The sequence below is a fragment of the Novosphingobium sp. genome (genome assembly GCF_032093395.1).
GTDB lineage: Bacteria > Pseudomonadota > Alphaproteobacteria > Sphingomonadales > Sphingomonadaceae > Novosphingobium.
Genome location: NZ_DAMDBA010000051.1, coordinates 15448 through 36176, shown reverse-complemented (window position 1 = coordinate 36176; position 20729 = coordinate 15448). Strand labels below are relative to the sequence as shown.

Genomic DNA, 20729 nt, shown 5'->3' with positions numbered 1-20729 from the left:
TCGGCACCGCTGTCGCAATGGAATAACTTGCCATCGGTGTTGCGTATTGCGCAACTGAGGTAAAATCCTCGTAGTATGATGATGTTAGCGGTAACGGCGCATGGGGTCGCTGCCGCTCTTTAGCGAAATTTCACGACTGAGGGGCGGGACCATCGTTCTCTTGCTAGCGAATCGCTGGTTTCGGAGCGCGGGATTTCCGTCGCATGGAGGTGTCGATTGCGTCCCTTGCAGGATAGAGCTACGTCTTCGCCATGAGCCGAATTCATGCTGCCATGCAGCGCATTCTCCTTGCTGCCGTGGTCAGCCTCACCGTTTCAGCATGCCACGGCGCACCCAAGGACATGCCGGGCGATGCCGGCGATCGCGCGCCATTCCACGACATATCCGAACACGAGCGGATTCGCGTCATCGGGACGGAGCCGTTCTGGAACGGGGAAGTCGCCAACGGGCGGATGACCTACACCACCCCGGACGAACCTCAGGTGAAGGCCTTCCCCGTGGCCCGGTTCGCGGGTCGTGGCGGACTATCCTTCAGCGGCGACGCTCAGGGTGTCCCCTTGGTTCTGGCTATTGCGCCGGGCAATTGCAGCGACGGCATGTCGGACCGCGCCTATCCTTTTACCGCTTTGCTGAAGATCGGGGAAGAAACGCGTCAGGGTTGCGCCTGGACAGATGCGCGACGGCCGGTGGAACGGGACTCTTCGTCAACCGAAAGCCGCTGAGCGGCGTGCGATTGGCCGGCTGCGGACTTGCCGCGGGAGCCCTGATTTGTCTGCTTTGTTTCGGGACCAGCCGGAAGGCATGCGCCGGCCAGTCCTCCCAGGATGATCGCGCCGGCTATGGCGCCCAGAACGTTGATCTTCATCGGCAGTGCTATTCTCGTCTTGCCCCGTCGATGATGGAAACTCGGCAGGATATTGCCTGTTCCCGCTTCAACGCTTGCGGACGAACTCCGCACGCAAGACCAGGCCCTTGATGCCGGGATATTTGCAGTCGATCTCTTGCGGATCGCCAGTGAGCCGAATGGACTTGATCAGCGTGCCCTGCTTCAGGGTCTGTCCCGCCCCTTTGACGTCGAGATCCTTGATCAGCGTAACCTGGTCGCCATCCGCCAGGACATTGCCGACGGCATCGCGCACTTCGACGGTATTTTCCGAGGCGCGTTTGCCTGCCAGTTCGGACGCGGGCATCCATTCGCCGCTGTCTTCGTCATAGACGTAATCCTCGTCATCGCCTGCCATGATCGTCCTTTCGTCAAGGCTCCTTGAGGAACCTTCCGTTCGGCGTGGCCATGGCAGGCGATGGGAGGCATTGATAGGACATTCTGACGCCGGACAGAGCATCCGGCGCCTTGGGCGCCAGCCCTCCAGCAACGCGCGTCAGCCCTCCAGCAACGCGCGTCAGCCTTCCAGCGACTTTTCGAGCGTGATCTCGCAGTTCAGCAGCTTGGAGATCGGGCACCCGGCCTTGGCTTCGTCGGCCAGCTTTGCGAATTCCTCGGGGCCGATGCCGGGCACGCTGGCCTTGAGGGTGAGGGCGGACTTGGTCACGGTAAAGCCGCCGTCCGCGCTGTCCAGAGTGACGGTGCATTGGGTGTCCAGGGTACCGTCGGAGAACCCTGCCTTGGCCAGGGCGAAGCTGGTGGCCATGGTGAAGCAGGCGGCATGAGCGGCGGCGATCAGTTCCTCGGGATTGGTGCCGGGCTGCCCTTCGAAACGGGTGCCGAAGCCGTAAGGCTGGTCGCTGAGCACGCCGGAGCGGGTGGTGATGGCGCCCTTGCCGTCCTTGCCAAGGCCTGAATAGCGTGCGGAAGCGGAGTTCGTCGTCATGCCGGAATCCTTTCGTTGGTGATGCAATTGGGGGGTCGTGCAATCGGGGAAGTGTGAAGCGGATAAGCGGGAACAAGGTCCGATCAGGGCAAGTGTTCCCGATTCGGGGCTGAGCCGTTGCGGGTCCGATGTTCAGGCGGGATGAAGCGCGTGGATGGCCCTCGTTCCGGGGTTAGCGGATGCAGCATCGAATCGCTTCCAGGCCCGTTCGTGGAACCAGAAGGCTATCGCGTTGATGCAGGGTTCCACAAGCGCGATCCCACCAGCCAGGGCAAGCGATCCCGTCATTACATAGGCTACGGTGAAGCCCACCGTCAGATGGACGCTCAGGTATGTCAGTGTCTTGATGATATCACGCGACATGGTCGTTTCCTTTCGCAGTGCGAAATATCGGCCTTTCCGGCCTTTGCTCCAATGACGACTTCCGATTTCCATGATCGGCTGCTATGCCTTCAAACCAAGAAAGACGGCCCGCATGAACGGTGCCGTGTTGGAAGAGGATGGTGTCATGGCGCGGTTCCTGACAGCATTGCAGGTGGGCTTCGCCCTGGTTCTCGCCTCGGGAAGCGGCAGCGCCTTCACGGGCGCGGCGCTGGCCGGAGAATCTGCGGACGAGGCGGCCCTGTTGTCGGTCATCATGCCATCGGAAACGGGTTCGCCGGATATGATCGGCGCCTACTTCATGAGAGACAGCCTGGTTCCCCGAGCGGACGATCTCGCCCTCATCCAGAGAAAGCCGGCGTTGTACCTTGCCAGTTTCAATGACGGCATGGCGACGGTGGCCTATTCTTTGGATGAAGGGCGGATCGTCTATCGGGTGGTGTCCGGCACAGTGGACGATGCCGCGCGAGAAGCGATCGATCACGCGCTTGTCAGGCTTCAGCGAAAGCTGGCTTGACGCGAGACGCTGCCCGCCGGGGCGTCGTCCGAATACGAAACGAAAGAGCGCGCGGCGCAAAAGCCGCGAAGGCCGAGGGAAGGGAGAAGATCGAGGCGCGTCGGACAGCGATCCGGCGCGCCTCGATGTTTGTCGATCTCGATGTTTTTTCCGACACGATGTTCCGGATTGTCGCCATGGCGGAGCTTTCGGGTCTGGACCGGCCTGGTGCGGCGCAGCATAAGGCGCCATGGAATTCGTCCACCATTACGAGCGCGCGATCGCCTGGATCGTCGCGCAGTGCCCCGCCCCCGACAAGTTCGCGCATACATATGCGGGGCTTACGATTTGGTTGCTGACGGCGATTCTCATGAAGAAGAAGCTCAGTTCCGCCTGGCCGCTTGCGATGGTGGTGCTGTTCGAGGCCGCGAACGAATATCTCGATCGGCTGGCCCACGGCTCCTGGAACTGGCCTGACACCATCCGCGATGTGGTGGCGACGCTGTTCTGGCCATTCGTCATTTCCTTCGCCATGCGCATGAGGCCCGCCATCCGCGGCTGAGCGCGGCGTTCGCGGTTACTTCTTGCGATCCGGTGGGGAACGGTCGATCCTGCCAAGCGATTGCACCTGCGATCACCAATGTGATCGACGCGTGTTCGAAACTGTTGGAGGAGAGCCCGATGCAGACCCCGCAACGGCATGCCATGTTGTCCGGCATCGCCCTCGTTCTACTCGCCTGCGGCCTCGCCGGCTGCAAGCGCGAAGCCGAGCCGACCCCGGCCCCAACCGCCGCACCCATGGTCGAGCAATCCACTCCTGCCGAAGTCGCGACTGCGGCCGACGCATCGTCGGGCGTCGTCGATAGCCTCTCCGTCTATGTCGGGAAGTACCCGCTGGACAAGGTGGGCGACCATTCCTTCTTCCAGCATCCCGTCGTGCAGGAAGGCGTGTCCCGCGCGGTTACCGACCCCAAGGTGCTGGAGGCCATCGCCGCGATGAAGGGCCCGGTCGGTCCGGTCATGCGCAAGGACAACGACATCGCCGCCTCCCAGTGCGAACTGCACAACTGCGGTGCGCACAACTATGCCGTTCACGTGGACGCCACCAGCAATTCCGTTTCGGCGGTCTGTTACTATGACGAAAAGGCGAGTCCGATCGCGACATGGTATCGGTCGGACGGCTCCAAGAGCAGCGAGGGTGAGGGCTGCTCGATCGGATAGAGCGCTCTAGGGCCGTAAGCGGCCTAGGATGGGAGCCCGTCCAGCCAGGTTTTCACCAGCGTCATGTGCCCGGCCCAGTCGGGCGCACGATAGCCGACGAGCAGGCTTTTCTGGCGCGTCCTTTCCCCGCTGTCGTCGATGCAGGCGAGGACGGCGTTTTCCCAGGCCTCGCGATCGTCGGCGGGCAGCAGCATCGGAATGCCCGGCGCCAGTTCGCGATAGACGGGAAGGTCGGTGGCGATCACCGGCGTGGCGCGTGACAGGGCTTCCAGGACCGGCAGGCCATAGCCCTCGACATGACTCGGCATCAGCAGGGCGCGGGCACCGTCCAGCCAAGCGGCCAATTCGCCGTCGGTGCAGCGGGGAAGCTCGATGATGCGGCCCTGGTCGTGATGGCGGGTATCCAGAAGCTCGAACGTCTGTTCGGCTTCCCAGCCGCGTTGGCCGATCAGGATGAGGTCGGGAGTGGCGGTGCCCAGTCTTTCGCGAAGCGCGTCCCAGACCTGCAGCAACAGGATATGGTTCTTGCGGGCCTCGATCGTGCCGAGGCAAAGGAAATACGGCCTCTTGGCGGGCACGGCCTGCGTCTCGCCAACCTTGCTGGCGGAAAGCGGTTCGATGCCGAGGTGGGCGACCAGGATCGGCGCCGGTTCGCGACCCTCGGCATGAGCGAACCGCGTCAGTTCCGCACCGGTATCGGCGGAGTTGACGATGAAGCCGGCCGCCGCCGCCAGCGCATTGCGCATGCGCGCGGCGTGGCGTTCGGCTTCGCCGGCGCGGCAATATTGCGGATGCGTGATGGGGATCAGGTCATGGATGAGAAAGACCGGTCGCAGGTTTCGCTCCGCCAGCCAGTCGACCAGCCCTACGACGTTGAGGCCGGTGTGGCCGACATTGAGGTAGATTTTGCCCGCGACACGGGGCGGGCGGGCGATGGCGAGCGGAATGGCGGCCGCGAGCCGGGCCGCTAGCGCGCGCCTTATCGGCTTGCCGACGCCGCCGAGCAGAAGCGAAAAGAGCTTCCGGCTGGCGCGGGGGCCAAGCACCACGCGATGCTCGCGCCATTGCAGCATGGCGAGCGCGCGATCCGCAAATTCCTCCAGATAGGCCAGGCATACGCGGTCGATCCCGGTCGGCAATCGACCTGCCCAGAGGCGCCAGATCAAACGGCTGACGTCCAGCACGAAAGGCTGGGGATCTGCTTGCGCTTTGCTATCGGCCTGAGCTCGGGCGCGGGAGCGGGTCATGGTGATGGCCGGAGCGGGCGCCAGGGAAGACATGGCCGGCGGGTAGCAGCGGTCAGGATCGATTGGCAAGCGCCGCGCGAGAGGGTACTGGCAGAGCCATGTCATTCACGCAGCGTATCCTCCTCTGGGCATTCCTGGCCTCGGTGGCCGCCAGCATGGTCCTGGCGGTGACGGATCCCAGCTGGCTGGCGATCCCGGCCATGCTCGCCGCCTGGTATTTCGCGGACCTGCTTTCCGGCCTGATCCACATGTACATGGATTATCGGCCCTGCCGCCCTGGCATGGGGCTCGATGCGATCTTCTTCTACGAGGGATCGCGTGAAAGCGCTGAATACCAGGGCATGTTCCGCGACCGGATGCGGCGGCTCAATCCGTTCGAGCGGATTTCCTACGATTTCAAGAACCACCATCCGCGGCCGGACGCGCTTGGGCGGCGGCAGTTGTGGCGGCTGATCGGCTCCACCGTCATTGCCGGCGCGCTGCCGATCTCGATCATCGGCAATCTGGCTGCCCTGCTGTTTCCCATTCCCGGCTGGGTCATGGCCGGTTTCGCGACTTTCCTGGTCGGCGGCGCCTTCGCCCAATACTTCCACGGCACGCTCCACCGCCAGGACAATCCGTGGTTCATCGTGGCCATGCGCAAGCTGGGCCTGCTGATGTCGCCAGCGGCGCACCAGATCCATCACGATACCCTGAAGCGGGACTTCGCAACCAACTCGGGCTGGTCGAACCCGCTGGTCAATGCCCTGTTCCGCTTCCTCCGTTCACGTGGCCACCTGCCTGACGCGAATCTCGAGCCCTCTTCCTGATCCGAAGCTTCAGGGCATGCTGGCAACCGGCGCATAGCGACGGCGGACGGCGGGGCGCTCCGGCGCTTCCACCGGCACCAGCAGGCGTTCGATGCTGTTCTCCACAAGGGTTCGGGTCGCCGATTCGCTGGCAAGGCCACCGCGCACCAGGCACCTGGCATGGAGCACCTTCTTGAAGGCGGCATAGAGACTGCGGTCGGGCAGCTCCGGACTGCGCCAGAAACGGTCCAGCGATCCCTGGTGGGTGATACCGGGAACGTCGTAGACGGCGTCGCCCAGCACGATCACCGGCGTGCCCGATGCCAGCGCGAGCGTTCCCGACGTGCTGTTGACGCAGACCATGCCGATCGAATTCTCGCAAAGCGGCTGGAGGTCGCCGCCGTCGATATGCAGCACACGCCCGTCGAGACCGAAATGTGCGGCACGGCGGCGGATCGTCGAGCGCCAGTTGCGGAAGCCCACGTCGAGCGGATGCTCCTTGATCACCAGCAGCGCTTCCTTCGGCGCATGGCGGGCGAAGCTGGCGAGGACATAATCCAGCGCCATCGCCATCGACAGGAACGGCGAATGCGAGCGGATCTGGAAATCGCCGGAGAGCTGGAGCGGAAAGAGGAAGTAGGGCTTCCCGGCAATGTCCCGCAGCGTTTCCCGTGCTTGCCGGGCGCGGCGATCGCGCAGGGCGAAACGGCGTATCCAGCCGAAGCCCTCCAGAACGATCGAACCCTGGCGATGCGTGCGGTAGAAGGGGAAGCGCAGCAGCAGCCGTCCGGTCACGACGTTGTGATAATGCCAGTAGCTGTCGTGCGCGCGGCGGTTGAACGATGCGGTGATCGAAGGCAGGTCCGGGATTTCCGGCAGCTTCGCCGCGTCCGCCAGCAGGTTCTGCGGATCCCGGTCGAACGGGGAGTTTCCGTTAACCCCGTCACGCTCCAGCGTCATCCAGTCGGGACGGATGTAGCCTTCCTCGAAGACATGGAAATGAACTCCGCGAAGGCGCGCAAGTCGCATCGCCCGCATGTGCATCGGGCGGCAATCGCCGAACAGGACCACATCGGTGATCCCGTGCTCCTGCACGTAGCGATCGAAATAGAGCGGCCAGTCGCGCATGAGGCCCCGGTAATCCGTAGCCCCGTCCCGCCAGTCGCGACGGTCTCCACCGGAGAGGTTGATGCGGTGGACGGCAGCGCCGCGACGGCGCAGCTCTTCGCCCAGTGCCTGGAAGAACGGGCCCGGCGGACCTTGCAGAAACAGGAACCGGCGCTCTCCAGTGGTCAGAAGGAGATGCTTCATCGCCGGGTCATCCATCCAAGCACGCGGTTCATCCTCCCTTGAACTTCGCGCAAGCGTATAAGTCCTGATCGCACGTTGGCCTGTCCATTGGCAATCCTGTCCACCAGCGTTTCCGGACCACATGGCAGGCGCGTGACGGGGTCGAGGTAGCGGGGATAGAGAATGAGCGTAGCCGCCACCAATTCCTCCAGGGTGCGTTTTCGGGTTCGTCGGGCGGGAACCTCGCCCAGGTCGCGCGTGAGGCCCCAGCCGGCATAGAACGGCACCCCGTGCGTGACGACCTCGCGCCCGCGCATAAGGGCTTCGAACCCCGCCAGCGAGGTCAGCACATGCACGGCATCGACCCGGTCCAGCAAGGACGCGATCGAGGAGGTGCGGTCGATCTCGTCCGCAAACTCCAGCGCCCGTCCGTCCGGAACGTGGCCTTTGCGATGGCCGGCCTCGACGTCGGGATGGGGCTTGAACACGATATGCGCTTGCGGTTCATGGTCGCGGGCGCGGCGGAGCAGTTGCAGGTTGTCCAGCCCGCCGCCGCCGCGCAGCACCGAGCGGTCGTCCTCGACCTGGCCGGTCACGAGCACCAGCTTGCGGGCCTCGTGGCCATCGTCTGCCCTGTGCGCATCATTCGCAGACGCGGCATGTCCCGCATCCTGCCCGTACTTGCTGATCCCACCGGCAACGAGCCGTTCGCGCAAGGCGCGCGCGCGTTCCAGGACGGGTTCGGGGATCGTCGCTGTCTCGAGGATGATCTCCAGTTCGCTCGCCTGGGCGGGATCGAAGTGGGGACCGTTGGCATCGACCACGATTGACAGCGGCGGAACGCAATTGGCGCCCAGGCCGGTCGAGCGGATCATGCCGTCCTCGATCTCGCCCACCGCGATGCCGCGCGCTTCCAGTTCGGACAGGACATGGGCGTCGCTCCGCGCGATCCAGGCCAAGGCCCGCGCGGGATGGCCGGTCAGGGGCGCGCCATCGGCATGACGCACCGAACCCGTCCCATCCCAGAGCAGGTTGTCGGCCGTGATCCGCTTCCATCTGGCGATGCCGTAGATGGCGCCGACCGCGCGATTGGCCTCGATCAGCCTGCGCCAGCCGTCGAGCAGGTCGATGGCCTGGGCGGGCGTGATCCGGCTGCCGTCGAAGGGATCGCGGTAAGTCCAGCGGGAGAGTTCTGCGGCGACGGCGCCTTCCAGTCCCTGCGGGTCCGACAAGGCCGCGAAGCGCCCGGAACCGACGATCTCGATCTCGCATCCGCAGAGCGCGGCGATCAGCAGAAGCTCATCGTCGGCGTCGGCCACCACGCGATCGGCCTGGGCGCAGAGGCTCCAGGGATCGCTGGCCGCAGGAACCTGGGGTAGCGCTTCAAGGCCGGATATGCGTCCGCGCGAGACCACCTGCTGCATGCCGTCGCTGTCGTGAAAATGGTCGCGAAGGTGCTGGGCGACAAGGCCCGCCGCAGCCGTTCCCGAGGCGGACGCCAGCACCGTGCGGCCTTCCGGCAGGGACGGCGCCGCAGCCCAGAACTCTCCCGCCACGCGGGCCCGGCGCAGCCGATCGACGAGCGTTGCCGCGTCGGTGACGGGCGTGGTGCCGTCCTGTGCCAACGGCGATGCGCGATGGCCCGGGAAAGGAGGGATGCGCAGGAACGGTGGGCTCATCGTCCCACCTCGCGCGATGCGGTTTCGGCTGGTTCGGTCGAGAAAGCCAGCGTCTCGCCCAGGACCGACAGGCGATCGGCGGCCCAGTCCCAGGTTGCGGGCGAGGTGGCGACGATCAGGCCTTCGCGGGCTTCGTCGCAGCGATAGGGCGTGCCGTCGGCCCGGCTCGCGCGTCCGCCCGCTTCATTGAGGAACAGCACGCCGGCGGCATGGTCCCAGGGCAACGTTCGGGTGAACAGAGTCACATCGTTTTCGCCGGAGGCTACGCGCGGATATTGATCGGCGGCGCAGCGGGGGCTGTCGAGTACGTCGGCGTCCGTGGCGAGCGAGGCGATGAGGCGCCTGCGTCGTGCGGGATCGGTGAACAGGCGAGTGACGGCCACAGTGGGCCGCGCATGGCCTGTGATACCTGTGCGGAAGGGCACTCCATCGATCGTCGCGCCGCAGCCGTCCAGCGCGGCGCAGAAGCGGCCGGACAGCGGATCGAGTATCCATCCCCCCACCGGCACGCCATCGTCGACCAGTGCCACGAGCAGTCCGAAAGGCCCGGTTCCGGCGGCGAAATTGGCCGTGCCGTCAAGCGGGTCGACGATCCAGCACGTTCCCGAACCGAGTCCTTCCAGCAGGTCCGGCCGGTGATGCACGGCTTCCTCCCCGATCACCCGCGCGCCGGGGATCAGCCCGGCAAGGTGTTCGCACAGGATCGCCTCGGATTCGCGGTCGGCCGCGGTCACCGGCTCCGTCTCGCCGGGATGCGCGCCCTTGTCGGCGACGGGCATTGCGCCAGCCGTGCCGAATCGCGGCATGATGGCGCGGCGCGCGGCATCGCGCATCACCTGCTCGACCGCAGGCGTAAGGCTTTGGTCCATGATCAGTGGGCCTCGGTCCCGTTCGATCGGCCGGTCACGGATGGCCGATCTCTCCATGCGTGTCGACACGAATGGAGGTGTAGGGAAGCTGAATGTGGTCGAGCACCGAATGCGCCGCCTTGCCGAAGCGCGAGTTGGAATTGCCGAAGAACAGCTCACCCACGTTCAGGCCGAGGCCGAAGAACAGGTGACGCTTCGGTTCGATACCCTTGTCGCGATCGCTGTTGAGGAAGTCGCTGGCGTAATAGCCCACCTGGAAATCGACATAGCGCAGCGGCGTCTTGCGCAGGCTTTCGAAGCCGGCGGCCTTCAGCGAGAGCATGAAGCGCTGCTGTTCGTAGTGCTCCTTGCCGACATGGCTGTAGATCTGGTGGTTCGGCATGATCTCGATCTTGAAGGCGATCTTTTCCTTCAGACCAGGCACTGTATTGCGCAGAACCGACAGCGCCGCGCCGCTGACGTTCATGGCGATGTCCTGCATCGAATAGCCGCTGTCCGGCTCGATGGCGTCGGACACTTCGTTGATCGCCATCAGGCCCGCCGCGAGAATGCCTGCGGTGAGGGCATCGCCCTCGGAGGCATTGGTGTTCTTGTGCAGGCGCGCGTGGAGGATGTCCGCGATCAGATAGGTGTTGAAGGCATGGGTGAGCTTATCCATGCCGAGACTGGTGGTGTTCTTGCCGAACCAGCCTTCGTCCTTGAAATGGAACGAGGTGGTTTCCTTGGTCAGCTTCGGGATCGTCTGCGCGCCCATGTAGATGGCCAGGATCGCCAGTTCGGTCTTGATCGTGCCGGCCTGCTTGAAGAAGCCGCGATACTGGGCGTATTCGCGCGGGACATGGCCGGTGCCGTTGAGGCTCACTCCGGGCGGCAGCGAGGCAGCGGGGCCTGAAATCACGGTACTTGCAACAGGCGCCGTATCCGCCGGACCATAGGCGTCTTCGGCGATCGTCTTGCCCGGTTCAGGCGCGGCGAGGGAGAGGGCCGTCAGGTTGGGCTCGGCGTGGGGAGCGGCGATGTCCGCCAGGTTCCATTGCCGTACCGAGCCCGGTTGAGGATTGTTCGGATCGAATGGGGATGCCGGTGCCGGAATCTCCATCAAGGCGGGAGCGCCGGCATTCGAAACCTCCGCACCGTCGAAGGCATCGGCCCAGGCGGGCGTTGCCGGCAGGCATGCGGCCAGCGCCAGAACCGCCCGGCCGCGGTAACCCATCCTCATCAATTTTCGTACCCTGAAACGTTATGCCAAATTACCGGCCAAATTGCAGGCGAGCCGTATTTCGGAGACGCAAGAGCCACGAAATCAGTTGCCAGCCACCTGTCAAAGGGGCCATTGCCTAACCCCCCGAAATCGGTAGCCCTCTTCATATGATTGTTCTCAAGCCGGTCAAGTCGTTACTCATGGCGCCGCTCTGGATATTCCAGCTGGGCACCTCGGCGAAGAGTTTTCTCGATAATCCTCTGCTCGGTTCGCAGCGCCTGAACCGTCTTGGCCTGCACCGGGCGCGGGTGCGCTTGGCGGGAGCGCTCTGTGCGTGGCGGCGACGGCGGCTGGCGCGCAAAGTGCGGGCCGACTGGCGCGAGGCCTTCGATCGCGACGGCTTCGTGGCGATCGAGAACGTGATACCGGCGGAGCAGTTTGCGCCGCTGCGCGCCGCCATCCTCGGCTACGAAGGCGAGGCGCGGGAGATGCGGCAGGGCGATGCGATCACGCGTCGTCTTGCGATCGACCCCGCGATGCTGCGTTCCATCCCCGAACTCCGCCGTCTTCTGGAGCGCGACGATCTCAAGGCGCTGTTCCACTACGTCGCGGGATTCCGCATCGCGCCTTTGCACTATGTCCAGACGATCGTGACGCACGATGCCAGCAATGAAGCGGACCCCCAGGAGGCGCTTCATGCCGATGCGTTTCATTCCTCGCTGAAGTCCTGGCTGTTCCTGAACCCGGTTCCGGCCGACGAGGCGCCCTTCACTTTCGTGCCGGGATCGCATCGGCTGACCCCTGCGCGGCTGGATTGGGAATATCGCCGCAGTCTTGCCGATCCGAAAGCGATCGATCGCCTTTCAGCCCGCGGGTCGCCGCGCGTGGGGCAGGACGACCTTTCCGATATGAAGCTGCCGCAGCCGCGCCCCATGGCTGTCGCGGCGAATACCCTGGTCGTGGCCGACACCCTGGGTTTTCACGCCCGAGGGGGCTCGGTGCGCCCGATCGAGCGGGTGGAGATCTGGTCCTATTCCCGGCGCAATCCCTTCGTCCCGTGGCTGGGGGGCGATCTGCTGAGCATTCCGGGTCTGGCCGAGCGTCGAGTCGGCTGGCTCTGGGCGCTGCGGGACCGGTTCGAGAGCGTGGCCGGACAGCCCTGGCGCAGCGCCGGTCGACGCCGCGCGATAGATGCGCGCAACTGAAACGGCGCACTCGCCCTCGCGATATTGCTGTTGCCGCAGGGTAACAGTTTAATTGAGAAACTATAGCTTCCTGCTACTTGCCGGAGCTTGTGCCAATTTTGCGACAGGTCGAGGAAATCAGGGATATCGTGGGGTTTACATAAGAGGTCGTGCTGCGTAGCACAAAATCGCGGACTGTGCGGACGTACAACAGTTCATGTCAGAACTGTGGCGTTGTGCACTGCAGCCAGCAAGGTGTAGGCGATGCGCGATAATCGAAAGCACGCGACCAGGGGGTTTAAGTTGTCGAATTCGGTCGTCCCGATCACCGTCGGGGCCAGCAATCTCATTGTATCTCGAGCACGCGAAGTCATCGATATAGAGGCGCGCACCCTGGATAACCTGGCAGCATCGCTGGGCACGAGCTTCACCAAAGCCTGCCAGCTGCTTGCCGGGGCAACCGGGCGAATCGTGGTGGCCGGCGTGGGCAAGTCGGGGCATATCGCGCGCAAGATCGCCGCAACGCTTTCCGCCACGGGCTCGCCGGCGATGTATCTCCATCCCGGAGAAGCCGCTCATGGCGATCTCGGCATGGTGGTCGAGGGTGACGTGGTGCTGGCGATTTCCAACTCGGGAAACACCGCCGAACTTCAGGTCCTGTTCGATCACGTGGAACGCTGCGGCATTCCCGTGGTGGGCATGACGTCCTATGCCGATTCGCTGGTCGAGCGCCGATCCGACGTCTGCATCCTGCTGCCCGTCGCCACCGAGGCCTGCCCTTCCAATATCGCGCCCACCAGTTCGACCACTCAGCAGCTCGCCTTGGGCGATGCGATCGCCATGGTGCTCATGGACATGCAGGGCGTGTCGAAGGAAAGCCTCAAGGCGCTTCATCCGGGCGGCTCGATCGGCTTGCGGCTGGCTTCGGTAAGCCAGCTCATGCACGGCAGCGACAAGCTGCCGCTGGTCGATCTCGACTTGCCGATGGACGACGTCATCACCTGCATGACATCGATGGGCTTCGGCATTGCCGGCGTGGTCGATGCTGCGGGCCGACTGGTGGGCATCATTACCGATGGCGACCTGCGGCGGCATTTCAAGATGCTGGACCAGGTCCGCGCGCGTGAGGTCATGACACCGCGACCCAAGATGCTTCGCGCCGACATGGCGGCCGAGGATGCCTTGCGCTTCCTCAACGATGCCCAGATCACCTGCGCCTTCGTCGTCGGAGAGGATGGCCCGCGCTGCGCCGTCGTCGAGGACGAGATGGTGGCCACGATCAACCAGATCCCGATCGGCATCATCCATCTCCACGATTTCCTGCGCTCGGGGCTGAGCTGAACCTTTGACTTCCTCCAGTTTTGCAATCGTCATCCCGGCGCGCTTCGCGTCGAGCCGCTACCCCGGAAAGCCGCTCGTAAGGCTGACCGGGGCAACCGGCGAAGAGCGCAGCCTGATCCGCCGCAGCTGGGATTGCGCCATGAGCGTGCCCGGCTCGACCGGCGTCTGGGTGGCCACCGACGACGATCGGATCGCCGCCGAAGTGGAAAGCTTCGGCGGGCAGGTCGTCATGACGTCTCCGGATTGCGCCAATGGCACCGAACGCTGTGCCGAGGCGATAGCCAGGCTGGGACCGATCGCCGATGTCGTCGTCAATTTGCAGGGGGATGCACCGCTTTCCCCGGCGGGCGTGGTGCCCGCGCTGGTGGAAAGACTGCATCAGGATCCCGAGGCGATCATGGCCACACCGGCGGTGCGTGCCTCTCGCTCGGTCTATGAGCATCTGGTGCAGGATCAGGCCGAGGGCCGGGTCGGCGGCACTACGGCCGTGATCGACGGACGCGGGCGCGCGCTCTATTTTTCGAAGCGCGTCCTGCCCTATCTTCCGGCGGAAGCAGCCGCGCGGGAGTTCCCGCCGGTCCATCTGCATCTCGGGCTCTATGCCTATCGCCGGGAGGCGCTGGAACGCTACGTTGCCGCACCCGCATGCGAGCTGGAGCTGCTGGAGGGTCTGGAGCAGCTGCGTTTCCTCGATCTCGGCCTGCCGGTCTCGGTGGTGACGCTCGATCCGCTGTCGTGGGATGCGATCGAGTTGAACAATCCCGGCGACAAACCCGTGATCGAGCGCATTCTCCAGGAGCGCGGGATCGCCTGAGACGGGGCTCAGGCCCGCGTCCTTTCCCTCAGTCGATGTCGAGCGGCGAGAAGCCCTTCACCAGCCGGTCGATGGCCTGAACCTGCTCCAGATAAGCGCGCAGGCGGTCGAGCGGCAGGGCGCAGGGGCCATCGCAGAGCGCCTTGTCCGGATCGGGATGCGCTTCCAGGAACAGTCCCGCGATGCCCAGCGCCATGCCCGCGCGGGTCAAGGCGGCAGCCTGGGTGCGGCGACCGTCGGCGCTGTCCGTTCGCCCACCCGGCCGCTGAAGCGCATGGGTGGCGTCGAAGACGACAGGCGCCATGGCCTTCATCTCGTCCATCCCCAGCATGTCGACCACCAGGTTGTTGTATCCGAACGAGGAGCCGCGCTCGCAGAGCAGCACGCGGCCGTTGCCCGCATCCTCGCACTTGCGGATGATGTGGCGCATTTCCTGCGGCGCCAGGAACTGCGGCTTCTTCACGTTGATGACTTTGCCCGTGCGGGCAAGCGCGACCACCAGATCGGTCTGGCGCGCCAAGAAGGCGGGAAGCTGGAGTATATCGGCCACTTCGGCCACCGCTTCGGCCTGGAACGGCTCATGGACATCGGTCAGGACCGGAACGCCGAACCGGTCCTTCACTTCGGCGAGGATTTTCATGCCCTCGTCCAGCCCGGGTCCTCGGAACGACGAGATCGAGGAGCGGTTCGCCTTGTCGAAGCTGGCCTTGAACACGTAGGGAATGCCGAGTTCGCCCGTCACCCGCACGAATTCTGCCGCCACGTCCATCACCGCCTCGCGGCTCTCCATGACGTTCATCCCGCCGATCAGCACGAAAGGCCGGTCGTTGGCGAAAGTCAGGTTCGGAAGCAGGGAAACGGAGGGAATCATGTCTGGCATTCTGTCCTCGTGATGCAGGCGGTGGGCCGTCGCCGGGGGGGCGGCCGGCGTCAAGTGGTTTCCGTGTCTTCCCCTTGACGTTCACCGATCACTCCAACTGTGGTTTTCGAGCGATCGAGGCTTCGCGCATGCGGCAAGGACGGCTATTCAGGAAGCCTCATCCCTCCATCACGTCACGAGGATATTTCATGCCCCATCCCATTGGCATCGACATGCGCACGGTCGCGGGCATGGGCCCCATCGATCACGTTCGCCTCGCCACCGACATGGGCTGCAAGGCGGTATCGATGGGTCTTGAGCAGACGGGCCAGTCCCATCGCTACGCCCCGTGGTCGCTGCGCGAGGATGCGGCGCTTCGGCGTGAGGTGAGGGCGGCCCTCTCCGACGGTGGCCTGCGCATCGGCCTGGGCGAGGGGATCAACGGTTCTGCCAGTATCGCGCCCGATGCGCACGCGGGCGACCTCGACCTTTTCGCCGAACTGGGCACGCGCCGTATCGGTGCGCGCGACAACGGGCTCGAACGCGATCGCGCCTTCGATTACATGGCCCGCCTCGCCGAGATGACGCGCGAACGCGACATGGACTTCGCCTTCGAATTCTCGCCGGTCATGACCTTCCGCAACTTGCAGGAGGCGCTCGCGCTGGTGGCGCACATCGGGCAGGACCGGGTCAGCGTGACGGTGGATGCCATGCACTTCTTCCGCACCGGCGGAAAGGTGCGGGAACTGGCGGAACTCGATGCGGCGCTGATCGGCCATGTCCGTCTCTGCGACGGTTTGCTCAAGGGCGAGGGAGACTACGCGGCTGAACTCGAAAGCGGTCGGCTGATTCCCGGTGAGGGCGAACTACCGCTGCGCGAATTCGTCGATGCCTTGCCGCGTGGGAAGACGCTGGGGCTGGACCTGTCGCTTCCGCAAGCCGGGTTGGGCGTCGAGGCTGCGCGCGACTATCTGGTGGAAGTCGTCGCCCGCACGCGCGCCCTGCTGGCCTGAAAATAGCGGGGCCGGCGATTCATCGCGCGTCGGCCAGGATCATCTCCGCGCCTTTCTCCGCGATCATCATGGTGGGGGCATTGGTATTGCCCGAGGTGATCGTCGGCATCACCGAGGCATCGACGACGCGCAGGCGGTCTATGCCCGAGACGCGCAGGCGGGCATCCACCACGCTTCCCATCGCCGCCGTGCCCACCGGATGGAAGATGGTTGTGCCGATGGATGCGGCGGCGCGGCGCAAGTCTTCCTCGGTGGTGAGGTCCGATCCGGGGCGCAGTTCCTCGGGCGCGTAGCGGGCCAGCGCCGGCCGGGCGACGATCTCCCGCGTCAGGCGAATCGACTGGGCGGCTACTGCGCGATCTTCCTCGGCCGAGAGATAGTTCGGGCGGATGCTCGGCGGCGCGGCGGGATCGTGTCCGGTCACATGGGTGCTGCCTCGGCTCTCCGGGCGCAAGTTGCAGACGCTGGCGGTGAAGGCGGGAAAGGGATCGAGCGCGCCGCCGAAGGCTTCCAGGCTGAGTGGCTGGACGTGATACTCCAGGTTGGGCGTGGCGTAGCGCGGGTGACTGCGGGTGAAGACGCCGAGCTGGCTGGGCGCCATAGCCATGGGGCCGCTGCGCCGCAGCGCGTATTCGAGCCCGATCAGGGCCTTGCCTAAGAGATTGGCGGCGCGCTGGTTCAGCGTGGGCACCCCGGCTACGCGCCAGGCGCAGCGCAGTTGCAGGTGATCCTGAAGATTCTCGCCTACGCGGGGGAGTTCCACCAGCGTGTCCATGCCCAGGCCGGATAACCGGGCCCCGCTGCCTACCCCGCTGCGCTCCAGAATGGCCGGTGAGCCGATGGCGCCCGCCGAGAGCACCACCTCGGCCCGAGCCCGCACCGTCCGCGTCTGGCCTCCCAGGGAATAGGTTACGCCCGTTGCCCGACCGTCCTCGATCAGGATGCGGTCCACGCTGGCGCCCGTTTCCACTTTCAGGTTTGCACGGCTGCGCACCGGCTTCAGAAAGGCGTCGGCCGCGCTCCAGCGCCAGCCGCCGCGCTGGGTGACCTGGAAGAAGCCCGATCCCTCGTTGTCGCCCCGGTTGAAATCCGGCACTTGCGGGATTCCCTGTTGGCTGCACGCTTCCTGGAAGGCTTCGAGAATGTCCCAGCGCAGGCGCTGCTTCTCCACGCGGATTTCCCCACCGCTGCCGTGGAAGGGACCGGCGCCTTCGTAGTGGTCCTCGGCGCGGGTGAAGTAGGGCAGCACGTCTTCCCAACCCCAGCCAAGCGCTCCGGTCTGGCGCCAGTGATCGTAGTCGGCGGCTTGCCCGCGCATGTAGATCATGCCGTTGATGGAGGAACTGCCGCCCAGTACGCGGCCGCGCGGATACTTGAGGCTGCGGCCGCCCAGCCCTTCTTCGGCATCGGTGGAGAGGCACCAGTCGGTGCGGGGATTGCCGATGCAGTAGAGATAACCCACCGGAACGCGGATCCAGATGTAATCGTCCTTGCCGCCCGCTTCGAGCAGCAGCACGCGGCGGCGTGGATCCGCGCTCAGCCGATTGGCGAGCACGCATCCGGCGCTTCCACCGCCTACGACGATGTAATCGAACTCTCCCATGACCATGGGCTAGGCCGGAGGCTGGCCGCGATCAAGCATTCCGGAATTTCGGCGCGAAACCCGCCCCTGCGATGGCGCAAAGCGGTGGCCGGAAGTCCACCCGCAAAGGTGGCTGCGAAAAGTTGCAGCATCGGATCATTAAATTCCTGCAACACTCTGTCATCCGTCTCGAACATGGCGAATACACCCGCCACCGAACGCAGTATCGGACGAGTAAGGAAGGGCGCTCAGGCGTCGTTCGTACGGGGGCCGTCGATGCAGGGGATCGATCTTTCGTCGGGGGGCGAGGATCGATCCGGGGCGGGAGCGCGGCCATTCCGCGCTCGGGACACGCTTCCATCGACGGCTCATTTTTTCCGTTTTACGGCGCAGTCCCGAGAGTTCGGCCAGCAGGCTGCTGGGCATTGGCCGGCGTCAGGTGATGGGGATCGGGGCGGCTCCAAACGCTGATGGAAAGCCACAGGATCACGATGGCGATAGCGAAGACGCCGAAGATGGCCGCCAGGATATGGGGCAATATCGGGAGTGTCGCGCTGTTCGTATTGCGGGGCGCCGACAAGAAATCGCCGTTGCCTATGTCGGTCGAGCCAGTGTGGGCCGGAATCGTATCGATCTGATCCTGCATACCGTTCGCATCCTCTTCGCAGAAGATTCCTCACCGTCTTTAGACGGCGTCGGTTCTTCTCGTTTCTCCCGAAGACAGATCACGGCAAGATCGCCTTGCAAGCAAGCGAATTATGCACCTGGGTCCGCGTCACTCTAAACCCGGGCATGTTTCAAACGGGCTGTTAACCCCCAAGGGCGTGTTCCTCGGCCGTCACCGGATGGCCCTGCGGAGGCGGTTGTTCCCACCAGGCTCTGGAAATCCAGATCGCGGACATCGCCAGTATCGCAAGAATGAGGCTGGCCAGCAGAACGTAACGCACGATGTGGGGCGTGCTGCCTGATCGGGCTTCGTCCTCGTCCAGATGTACTTCATCGCCGACGCGTTGCATCTCGACTCTCCCGTGGCCCGAAGTCATGCCCGAAGTCTTGGGGAGCGGCTGCACGGCCGCTATACAATGAGGGCCAATGGTCAAGAACGCGCGGAACCGGGTTTGAGTTCCCCTCGCGATCCTATGCGCCGTTGTCTTTCAGGAGACGCAGGGTCCGATCGTCCCGCAGCCCCTCGAAAAAGCCGTCCAACGCGCGGGAAAAACGTTCTCCCCCGTTCCCGCCCCGGGCCGCCGCCTCGAACAGCGTCATGGAACTGCGGAATTTCAGGGCATCAAGCTCGCCGAGGATGGCGGAGGCGTTGCGACGCCCGAGCCAGGCGAGCATGAGGTTGGTGCATTGATCGAGCCGCGCCTTCAGCAGTGGCTCGGCAAGGTAGGCGCGCGCTTCGGCCATGCCATCGATTGCGTAGCGCCGTGATGTTTCGCTTTGCCCAAGGCCGGCCACTTGCGGAAAGATATACCAGATCCAGTGGCTGCGCTTACTGCCTTGCTCCAGCTCGGCGACGACGCGCTCGTAGTCTTGCGACTGGGCTTCGATAAAGCGCGCCAGCCCGGTCACCGTCAGCTTCCGCCGGGGGCCGTATTCCCGCTACGAGGCGGTTCGGGACTCTGGACGCCGGGTTGTTCCTGGGGATCGACCTCGCCGCGCTGCACGGCCTCGCGGGTATCGGCCGGGCCGCCGGTATCGTCGGGAGCCTTGACTGCGCCGAATATCCAGATCGCCGACATCGCGACGACAGCAAGCACCAGGCTGATGAGCAGGACGTAACGGACGACATTGGGCGTCGCGCCGGCACGGGCATCGGTCTTGTCGACGTGGATTTCCTCGCCACGGGTTTCCATGGGCATCTCCCGGTTCTCGGCGGCGGCATGACCGTCCGCGGCCGTTCTTCCGGGATCAACGCGTGACGACCGGGGCCGTTCCGAGGGCGCGAAATGCATCGAAGGGGCTGGATGCGGTTGCATCCGGCCCCTTCGTCATGCCCCAGTCGGGATGATCAGGCGCGATGATCAATCGCGCAGCAGTTCGTTGATGCCGGTCTTCGAGCGGGTCTGCGCGTCCACCGTCTTGACGATCACGGCGCAGTAGAGCGACGGTCCGGGGGTGCCGTCCGGCAGCGGCTTGCCGGGCAGCGAGCCGGGGACGACCACCGAATAGGGCGGAACCTTGCCGATGTGGACTTCGCCGGTCGCACGGTCGACGATCTTGGTCGAGGCGCCCAGAAACACGCCCATGGAGATCACCGCGCCTTCGCCCACCACCACGCCTTCGGCCACTTCCGAACGGGCGCCGATGAAGCAGTTGTCCTCGATGATCACCGGACCGGCCTGGAGCGGCTCAAGCACGCCGCCGATGCCGACGCCGCCCGAGATGTGGACGTTCTTGCCGATCTGGGCGCAGGAACCGACGGTGGCCCAGGTATCGACCATGGTGCCTTCGCCGACATAGGCGCCGATGTTCACGAAGCTGGGCATCAGCACCACGTTCTTCGAGATGAAGGTGCCGCGGCGGGCGACGGCGCCCGGAACCACGCGGAAGCCGGCCTTGCGGAAGTCCTCGTCGGCCCAGCCTTCGAACTTGACCGGCACCTTGTCGAAGGCGGGCGCGCCACCGGCGCCGTGGGCGACCGGGGCGTTGTCGTTCAGGCGGAACGAGAGCAGCACGGCCTTCTTCAGCCACTGGTTGACCTTCCAACCGCCGTTTCCGTCCGGTTCCGCGACGCGGGCGGCGCCCGATTCGATAAGGCCGAGCGCTTCATCGACGAGCTTGCGCACATCGGCGCTGGCAGGGGTGACGGTGTCGCGCGCATCCCAGGCGGCTTCGATCGCGGTTTCGAGTTCGGACATGTTCGCGTCTCCAGAAGGTCGGCCAAAAGGCAGGTTTGCTGGCGCGCCTAGAGGGTGCGACCGGGGAGGAC

24 protein-coding genes are annotated in these 20729 nt (G+C 64.9%); 9 read left to right on the top strand and 15 right to left on the bottom strand.

Annotation, left to right across the window (positions count from 1 at the left end):
• The first annotated feature begins 251 nt into the window (after positions 1 to 251).
• Complete coding sequence (locus RT424_RS16225) at positions 252 to 722, top strand: hypothetical protein (protein WP_313440405.1); 471 nt, start codon at positions 252 to 254, stop codon at positions 720 to 722.
• A gap of 210 nt (positions 723 to 932) precedes the next feature.
• Here RT424_RS16225 and RT424_RS16220 read toward each other — a convergent pair whose 3' ends face one another.
• The 3 genes from RT424_RS16220 to RT424_RS16210 all read right to left on the bottom strand — a co-directional run bounded on the left by RT424_RS16220 (position 933) and on the right by RT424_RS16210 (position 2192).
• On the bottom strand, positions 933 to 1241 hold the full coding sequence (locus RT424_RS16220) for an alkylphosphonate utilization protein (protein WP_313440403.1): 309 nt from the start codon (positions 1239 to 1241) through the stop codon (positions 933 to 935).
• Between the two features lie 159 nt (positions 1242 to 1400).
• Positions 1401 to 1829 carry an OsmC family protein gene (locus RT424_RS16215; protein ID WP_313440401.1) on the bottom strand — a complete coding sequence of 143 codons (429 nt, stop codon included), beginning with the start codon at positions 1827 to 1829 and terminating at the stop codon, positions 1401 to 1403.
• Between the two features lie 132 nt (positions 1830 to 1961).
• Positions 1962 to 2192 (bottom strand): DUF2061 domain-containing protein, encoded by a 231-nt coding sequence (locus tag RT424_RS16210; protein WP_313440399.1) that lies wholly within the window; start codon positions 2190 to 2192, stop codon positions 1962 to 1964.
• 70 nt (positions 2193 to 2262) lie between these two features.
• On the opposite strand from RT424_RS16210, the gene RT424_RS16205 reads away from it, so the two are divergent.
• From RT424_RS16205 to RT424_RS16195, 3 genes are all read left to right on the top strand, one after another.
• Positions 2263 to 2727, top strand: a complete 465-nt coding sequence (locus RT424_RS16205; protein ID WP_313440397.1) for a hypothetical protein — start codon at positions 2263 to 2265, stop codon at positions 2725 to 2727.
• 229 nt (positions 2728 to 2956) lie between these two features.
• Positions 2957 to 3268, top strand: coding sequence for a hypothetical protein (locus RT424_RS16200; protein WP_313440395.1), 312 nt, complete (start codon positions 2957 to 2959; stop codon positions 3266 to 3268).
• A gap of 119 nt (positions 3269 to 3387) precedes the next feature.
• On the top strand, positions 3388 to 3927 hold the full coding sequence (locus RT424_RS16195; RefSeq protein WP_313440393.1) for a hypothetical protein: 540 nt from the start codon (positions 3388 to 3390) through the stop codon (positions 3925 to 3927).
• A 23-nt stretch (positions 3928 to 3950) separates the two neighbouring features.
• On the opposite strand, the gene RT424_RS16190 is transcribed toward RT424_RS16195, so the two are convergent.
• The gene (locus RT424_RS16190; RefSeq protein WP_313440391.1) at positions 3951 to 5207 is read right to left on the bottom strand and encodes a glycosyltransferase family 1 protein; all 1257 of its coding nucleotides are present in this window, start codon (positions 5205 to 5207) and stop codon (positions 3951 to 3953) included.
• A gap of 65 nt (positions 5208 to 5272) precedes the next feature.
• On the opposite strand from RT424_RS16190, the gene RT424_RS16185 reads away from it, so the two are divergent.
• Complete coding sequence (locus RT424_RS16185) at positions 5273 to 5983, top strand: fatty acid desaturase CarF family protein (RefSeq protein WP_313440389.1); 711 nt, start codon at positions 5273 to 5275, stop codon at positions 5981 to 5983.
• 9 nt (positions 5984 to 5992) lie between these two features.
• On the opposite strand, the gene RT424_RS16180 is transcribed toward RT424_RS16185, so the two are convergent.
• Genes RT424_RS16180 through RT424_RS16165 form a run of 4 tightly spaced genes read right to left on the bottom strand, consistent with a single transcriptional unit; the run spans position 5993 to position 11013 of the window.
• Positions 5993 to 7273: a capsular biosynthesis protein gene (locus RT424_RS16180; RefSeq protein ID WP_313440387.1), complete on the bottom strand. Its 1281-nt coding sequence runs from the start codon at positions 7271 to 7273 to the stop codon at positions 5993 to 5995.
• Entirely contained in the window at positions 7270 to 8931 is a 1662-nt protein-coding gene (locus RT424_RS16175; RefSeq protein ID WP_313440385.1) for a beta-3-deoxy-D-manno-oct-2-ulosonic acid transferase, read from the bottom strand. Before RT424_RS16175 ends, RT424_RS16180 begins: the two co-directional genes overlap by 4 nt.
• A complete protein-coding gene (locus tag RT424_RS16170; protein WP_313440383.1) occupies positions 8928 to 9800 on the bottom strand; it encodes an inositol monophosphatase family protein in 873 nt (290 codons plus the stop codon). The genes RT424_RS16175 and RT424_RS16170 overlap by 4 nt, the downstream gene beginning before the upstream one ends.
• A 34-nt stretch (positions 9801 to 9834) precedes the next feature.
• Positions 9835 to 11013, bottom strand: coding sequence for a DUF2279 domain-containing protein (locus RT424_RS16165; protein ID WP_313440381.1), 1179 nt, complete (start codon positions 11011 to 11013; stop codon positions 9835 to 9837).
• 155 nt (positions 11014 to 11168) lie between these two features.
• On the opposite strand from RT424_RS16165, the gene RT424_RS16160 reads away from it, so the two are divergent.
• The 3 genes from RT424_RS16160 to RT424_RS16150 all read left to right on the top strand — a co-directional run bounded on the left by RT424_RS16160 (position 11169) and on the right by RT424_RS16150 (position 14340).
• Positions 11169 to 12206 (top strand): phytanoyl-CoA dioxygenase family protein, encoded by a 1038-nt coding sequence (locus RT424_RS16160; protein WP_313440379.1) that lies wholly within the window; start codon positions 11169 to 11171, stop codon positions 12204 to 12206.
• 282 nt (positions 12207 to 12488) lie between these two features.
• Complete coding sequence (locus tag RT424_RS16155) at positions 12489 to 13526, top strand: KpsF/GutQ family sugar-phosphate isomerase (protein WP_313440377.1); 1038 nt, start codon at positions 12489 to 12491, stop codon at positions 13524 to 13526.
• A gap of 4 nt (positions 13527 to 13530) precedes the next feature.
• The gene (locus tag RT424_RS16150) at positions 13531 to 14340 is read left to right on the top strand and encodes a 3-deoxy-manno-octulosonate cytidylyltransferase (protein ID WP_313440375.1); all 810 of its coding nucleotides are present in this window, start codon (positions 13531 to 13533) and stop codon (positions 14338 to 14340) included.
• A gap of 28 nt (positions 14341 to 14368) precedes the next feature.
• On the opposite strand, the gene kdsA is transcribed toward RT424_RS16150, so the two are convergent.
• A complete protein-coding gene (kdsA, locus tag RT424_RS16145; protein WP_313440409.1) occupies positions 14369 to 15211 on the bottom strand; it encodes a 3-deoxy-8-phosphooctulonate synthase in 843 nt (280 codons plus the stop codon).
• Positions 15212 to 15408: 197 nt separating this feature from the next.
• On the opposite strand from kdsA, the gene RT424_RS16140 reads away from it, so the two are divergent.
• Positions 15409 to 16212, top strand: a complete 804-nt coding sequence (locus RT424_RS16140; RefSeq protein WP_313440373.1) for a sugar phosphate isomerase/epimerase — start codon at positions 15409 to 15411, stop codon at positions 16210 to 16212.
• 19 nt (positions 16213 to 16231) lie between these two features.
• Here RT424_RS16140 and RT424_RS16135 read toward each other — a convergent pair whose 3' ends face one another.
• The 6 genes from RT424_RS16135 to dapD form a co-directional block, all read right to left on the bottom strand.
• Entirely contained in the window at positions 16232 to 17815 is a 1584-nt protein-coding gene (locus RT424_RS16135) for a GMC family oxidoreductase N-terminal domain-containing protein (RefSeq protein ID WP_313440371.1), read from the bottom strand.
• Between the two features lie 361 nt (positions 17816 to 18176).
• Positions 18177 to 18440 (bottom strand): hypothetical protein, encoded by a 264-nt coding sequence (locus RT424_RS16130; protein WP_313440369.1) that lies wholly within the window; start codon positions 18438 to 18440, stop codon positions 18177 to 18179.
• A gap of 163 nt (positions 18441 to 18603) precedes the next feature.
• Positions 18604 to 18810 carry a hypothetical protein gene (locus tag RT424_RS16125; RefSeq protein WP_313440367.1) on the bottom strand — a complete coding sequence of 69 codons (207 nt, stop codon included), beginning with the start codon at positions 18808 to 18810 and terminating at the stop codon, positions 18604 to 18606.
• A 121-nt stretch (positions 18811 to 18931) separates the two neighbouring features.
• Positions 18932 to 19369 (bottom strand): DUF1810 domain-containing protein, encoded by a 438-nt coding sequence (locus RT424_RS16120; RefSeq protein ID WP_313440365.1) that lies wholly within the window; start codon positions 19367 to 19369, stop codon positions 18932 to 18934.
• Between the two features lie 2 nt (positions 19370 to 19371).
• The gene (locus RT424_RS16115) at positions 19372 to 19653 is read right to left on the bottom strand and encodes a hypothetical protein (protein ID WP_313440363.1); all 282 of its coding nucleotides are present in this window, start codon (positions 19651 to 19653) and stop codon (positions 19372 to 19374) included.
• A 168-nt stretch (positions 19654 to 19821) separates the two neighbouring features.
• Positions 19822 to 20658, bottom strand: a complete 837-nt coding sequence (gene dapD, locus RT424_RS16110) for a 2,3,4,5-tetrahydropyridine-2,6-dicarboxylate N-succinyltransferase (RefSeq protein WP_132268491.1) — start codon at positions 20656 to 20658, stop codon at positions 19822 to 19824.
• Between the last annotated feature and the right edge of the window lie 71 nt (positions 20659 to 20729).

Coding starts and splice junctions, on each gene's coding strand:
- RT424_RS16175 (WP_313440385.1), bottom strand. CDS start 8,931: ATGAGCCCACCGTTCCTGCGCATCCCTCCTTTCCCGGGCCATCGCGCA.
- RT424_RS16125 (WP_313440367.1), bottom strand. CDS start 18,810: ATGCAACGCGTCGGCGATGAAGTACATCTGGACGAGGACGAAGCCCGA.
- RT424_RS16135 (WP_313440371.1), bottom strand. CDS start 17,815: ATGGGAGAGTTCGATTACATCGTCGTAGGCGGTGGAAGCGCCGGATGC.
- RT424_RS16160 (WP_313440379.1), top strand. CDS start 11,169: ATGATTGTTCTCAAGCCGGTCAAGTCGTTACTCATGGCGCCGCTCTGG.
- RT424_RS16130 (WP_313440369.1), bottom strand. CDS start 18,440: ATGCAGGATCAGATCGATACGATTCCGGCCCACACTGGCTCGACCGAC.
- RT424_RS16180 (WP_313440387.1), bottom strand. CDS start 7,273: ATGAAGCATCTCCTTCTGACCACTGGAGAGCGCCGGTTCCTGTTTCTG.
- RT424_RS16185 (WP_313440389.1), top strand. CDS start 5,273: ATGTCATTCACGCAGCGTATCCTCCTCTGGGCATTCCTGGCCTCGGTG.
- RT424_RS16115 (WP_313440363.1), bottom strand. CDS start 19,653: ATGGAAACCCGTGGCGAGGAAATCCACGTCGACAAGACCGATGCCCGT.
- RT424_RS16220 (WP_313440403.1), bottom strand. CDS start 1,241: ATGGCAGGCGATGACGAGGATTACGTCTATGACGAAGACAGCGGCGAA.
- RT424_RS16195 (WP_313440393.1), top strand. CDS start 3,388: ATGCAGACCCCGCAACGGCATGCCATGTTGTCCGGCATCGCCCTCGTT.
- kdsA (WP_313440409.1), bottom strand. CDS start 15,211: ATGATTCCCTCCGTTTCCCTGCTTCCGAACCTGACTTTCGCCAACGAC.
- RT424_RS16205 (WP_313440397.1), top strand. CDS start 2,263: ATGATCGGCTGCTATGCCTTCAAACCAAGAAAGACGGCCCGCATGAAC.
- RT424_RS16225 (WP_313440405.1), top strand. CDS start 252: ATGAGCCGAATTCATGCTGCCATGCAGCGCATTCTCCTTGCTGCCGTG.
- RT424_RS16140 (WP_313440373.1), top strand. CDS start 15,409: ATGCCCCATCCCATTGGCATCGACATGCGCACGGTCGCGGGCATGGGC.
- dapD (WP_132268491.1), bottom strand. CDS start 20,658: ATGTCCGAACTCGAAACCGCGATCGAAGCCGCCTGGGATGCGCGCGAC.
- RT424_RS16190 (WP_313440391.1), bottom strand. CDS start 5,207: ATGTCTTCCCTGGCGCCCGCTCCGGCCATCACCATGACCCGCTCCCGC.
- RT424_RS16200 (WP_313440395.1), top strand. CDS start 2,957: ATGGAATTCGTCCACCATTACGAGCGCGCGATCGCCTGGATCGTCGCG.
- RT424_RS16210 (WP_313440399.1), bottom strand. CDS start 2,192: ATGTCGCGTGATATCATCAAGACACTGACATACCTGAGCGTCCATCTG.
- RT424_RS16215 (WP_313440401.1), bottom strand. CDS start 1,829: ATGACGACGAACTCCGCTTCCGCACGCTATTCAGGCCTTGGCAAGGAC.
- RT424_RS16165 (WP_313440381.1), bottom strand. CDS start 11,013: ATGGGTTACCGCGGCCGGGCGGTTCTGGCGCTGGCCGCATGCCTGCCG.
- RT424_RS16170 (WP_313440383.1), bottom strand. CDS start 9,800: ATGGACCAAAGCCTTACGCCTGCGGTCGAGCAGGTGATGCGCGATGCC.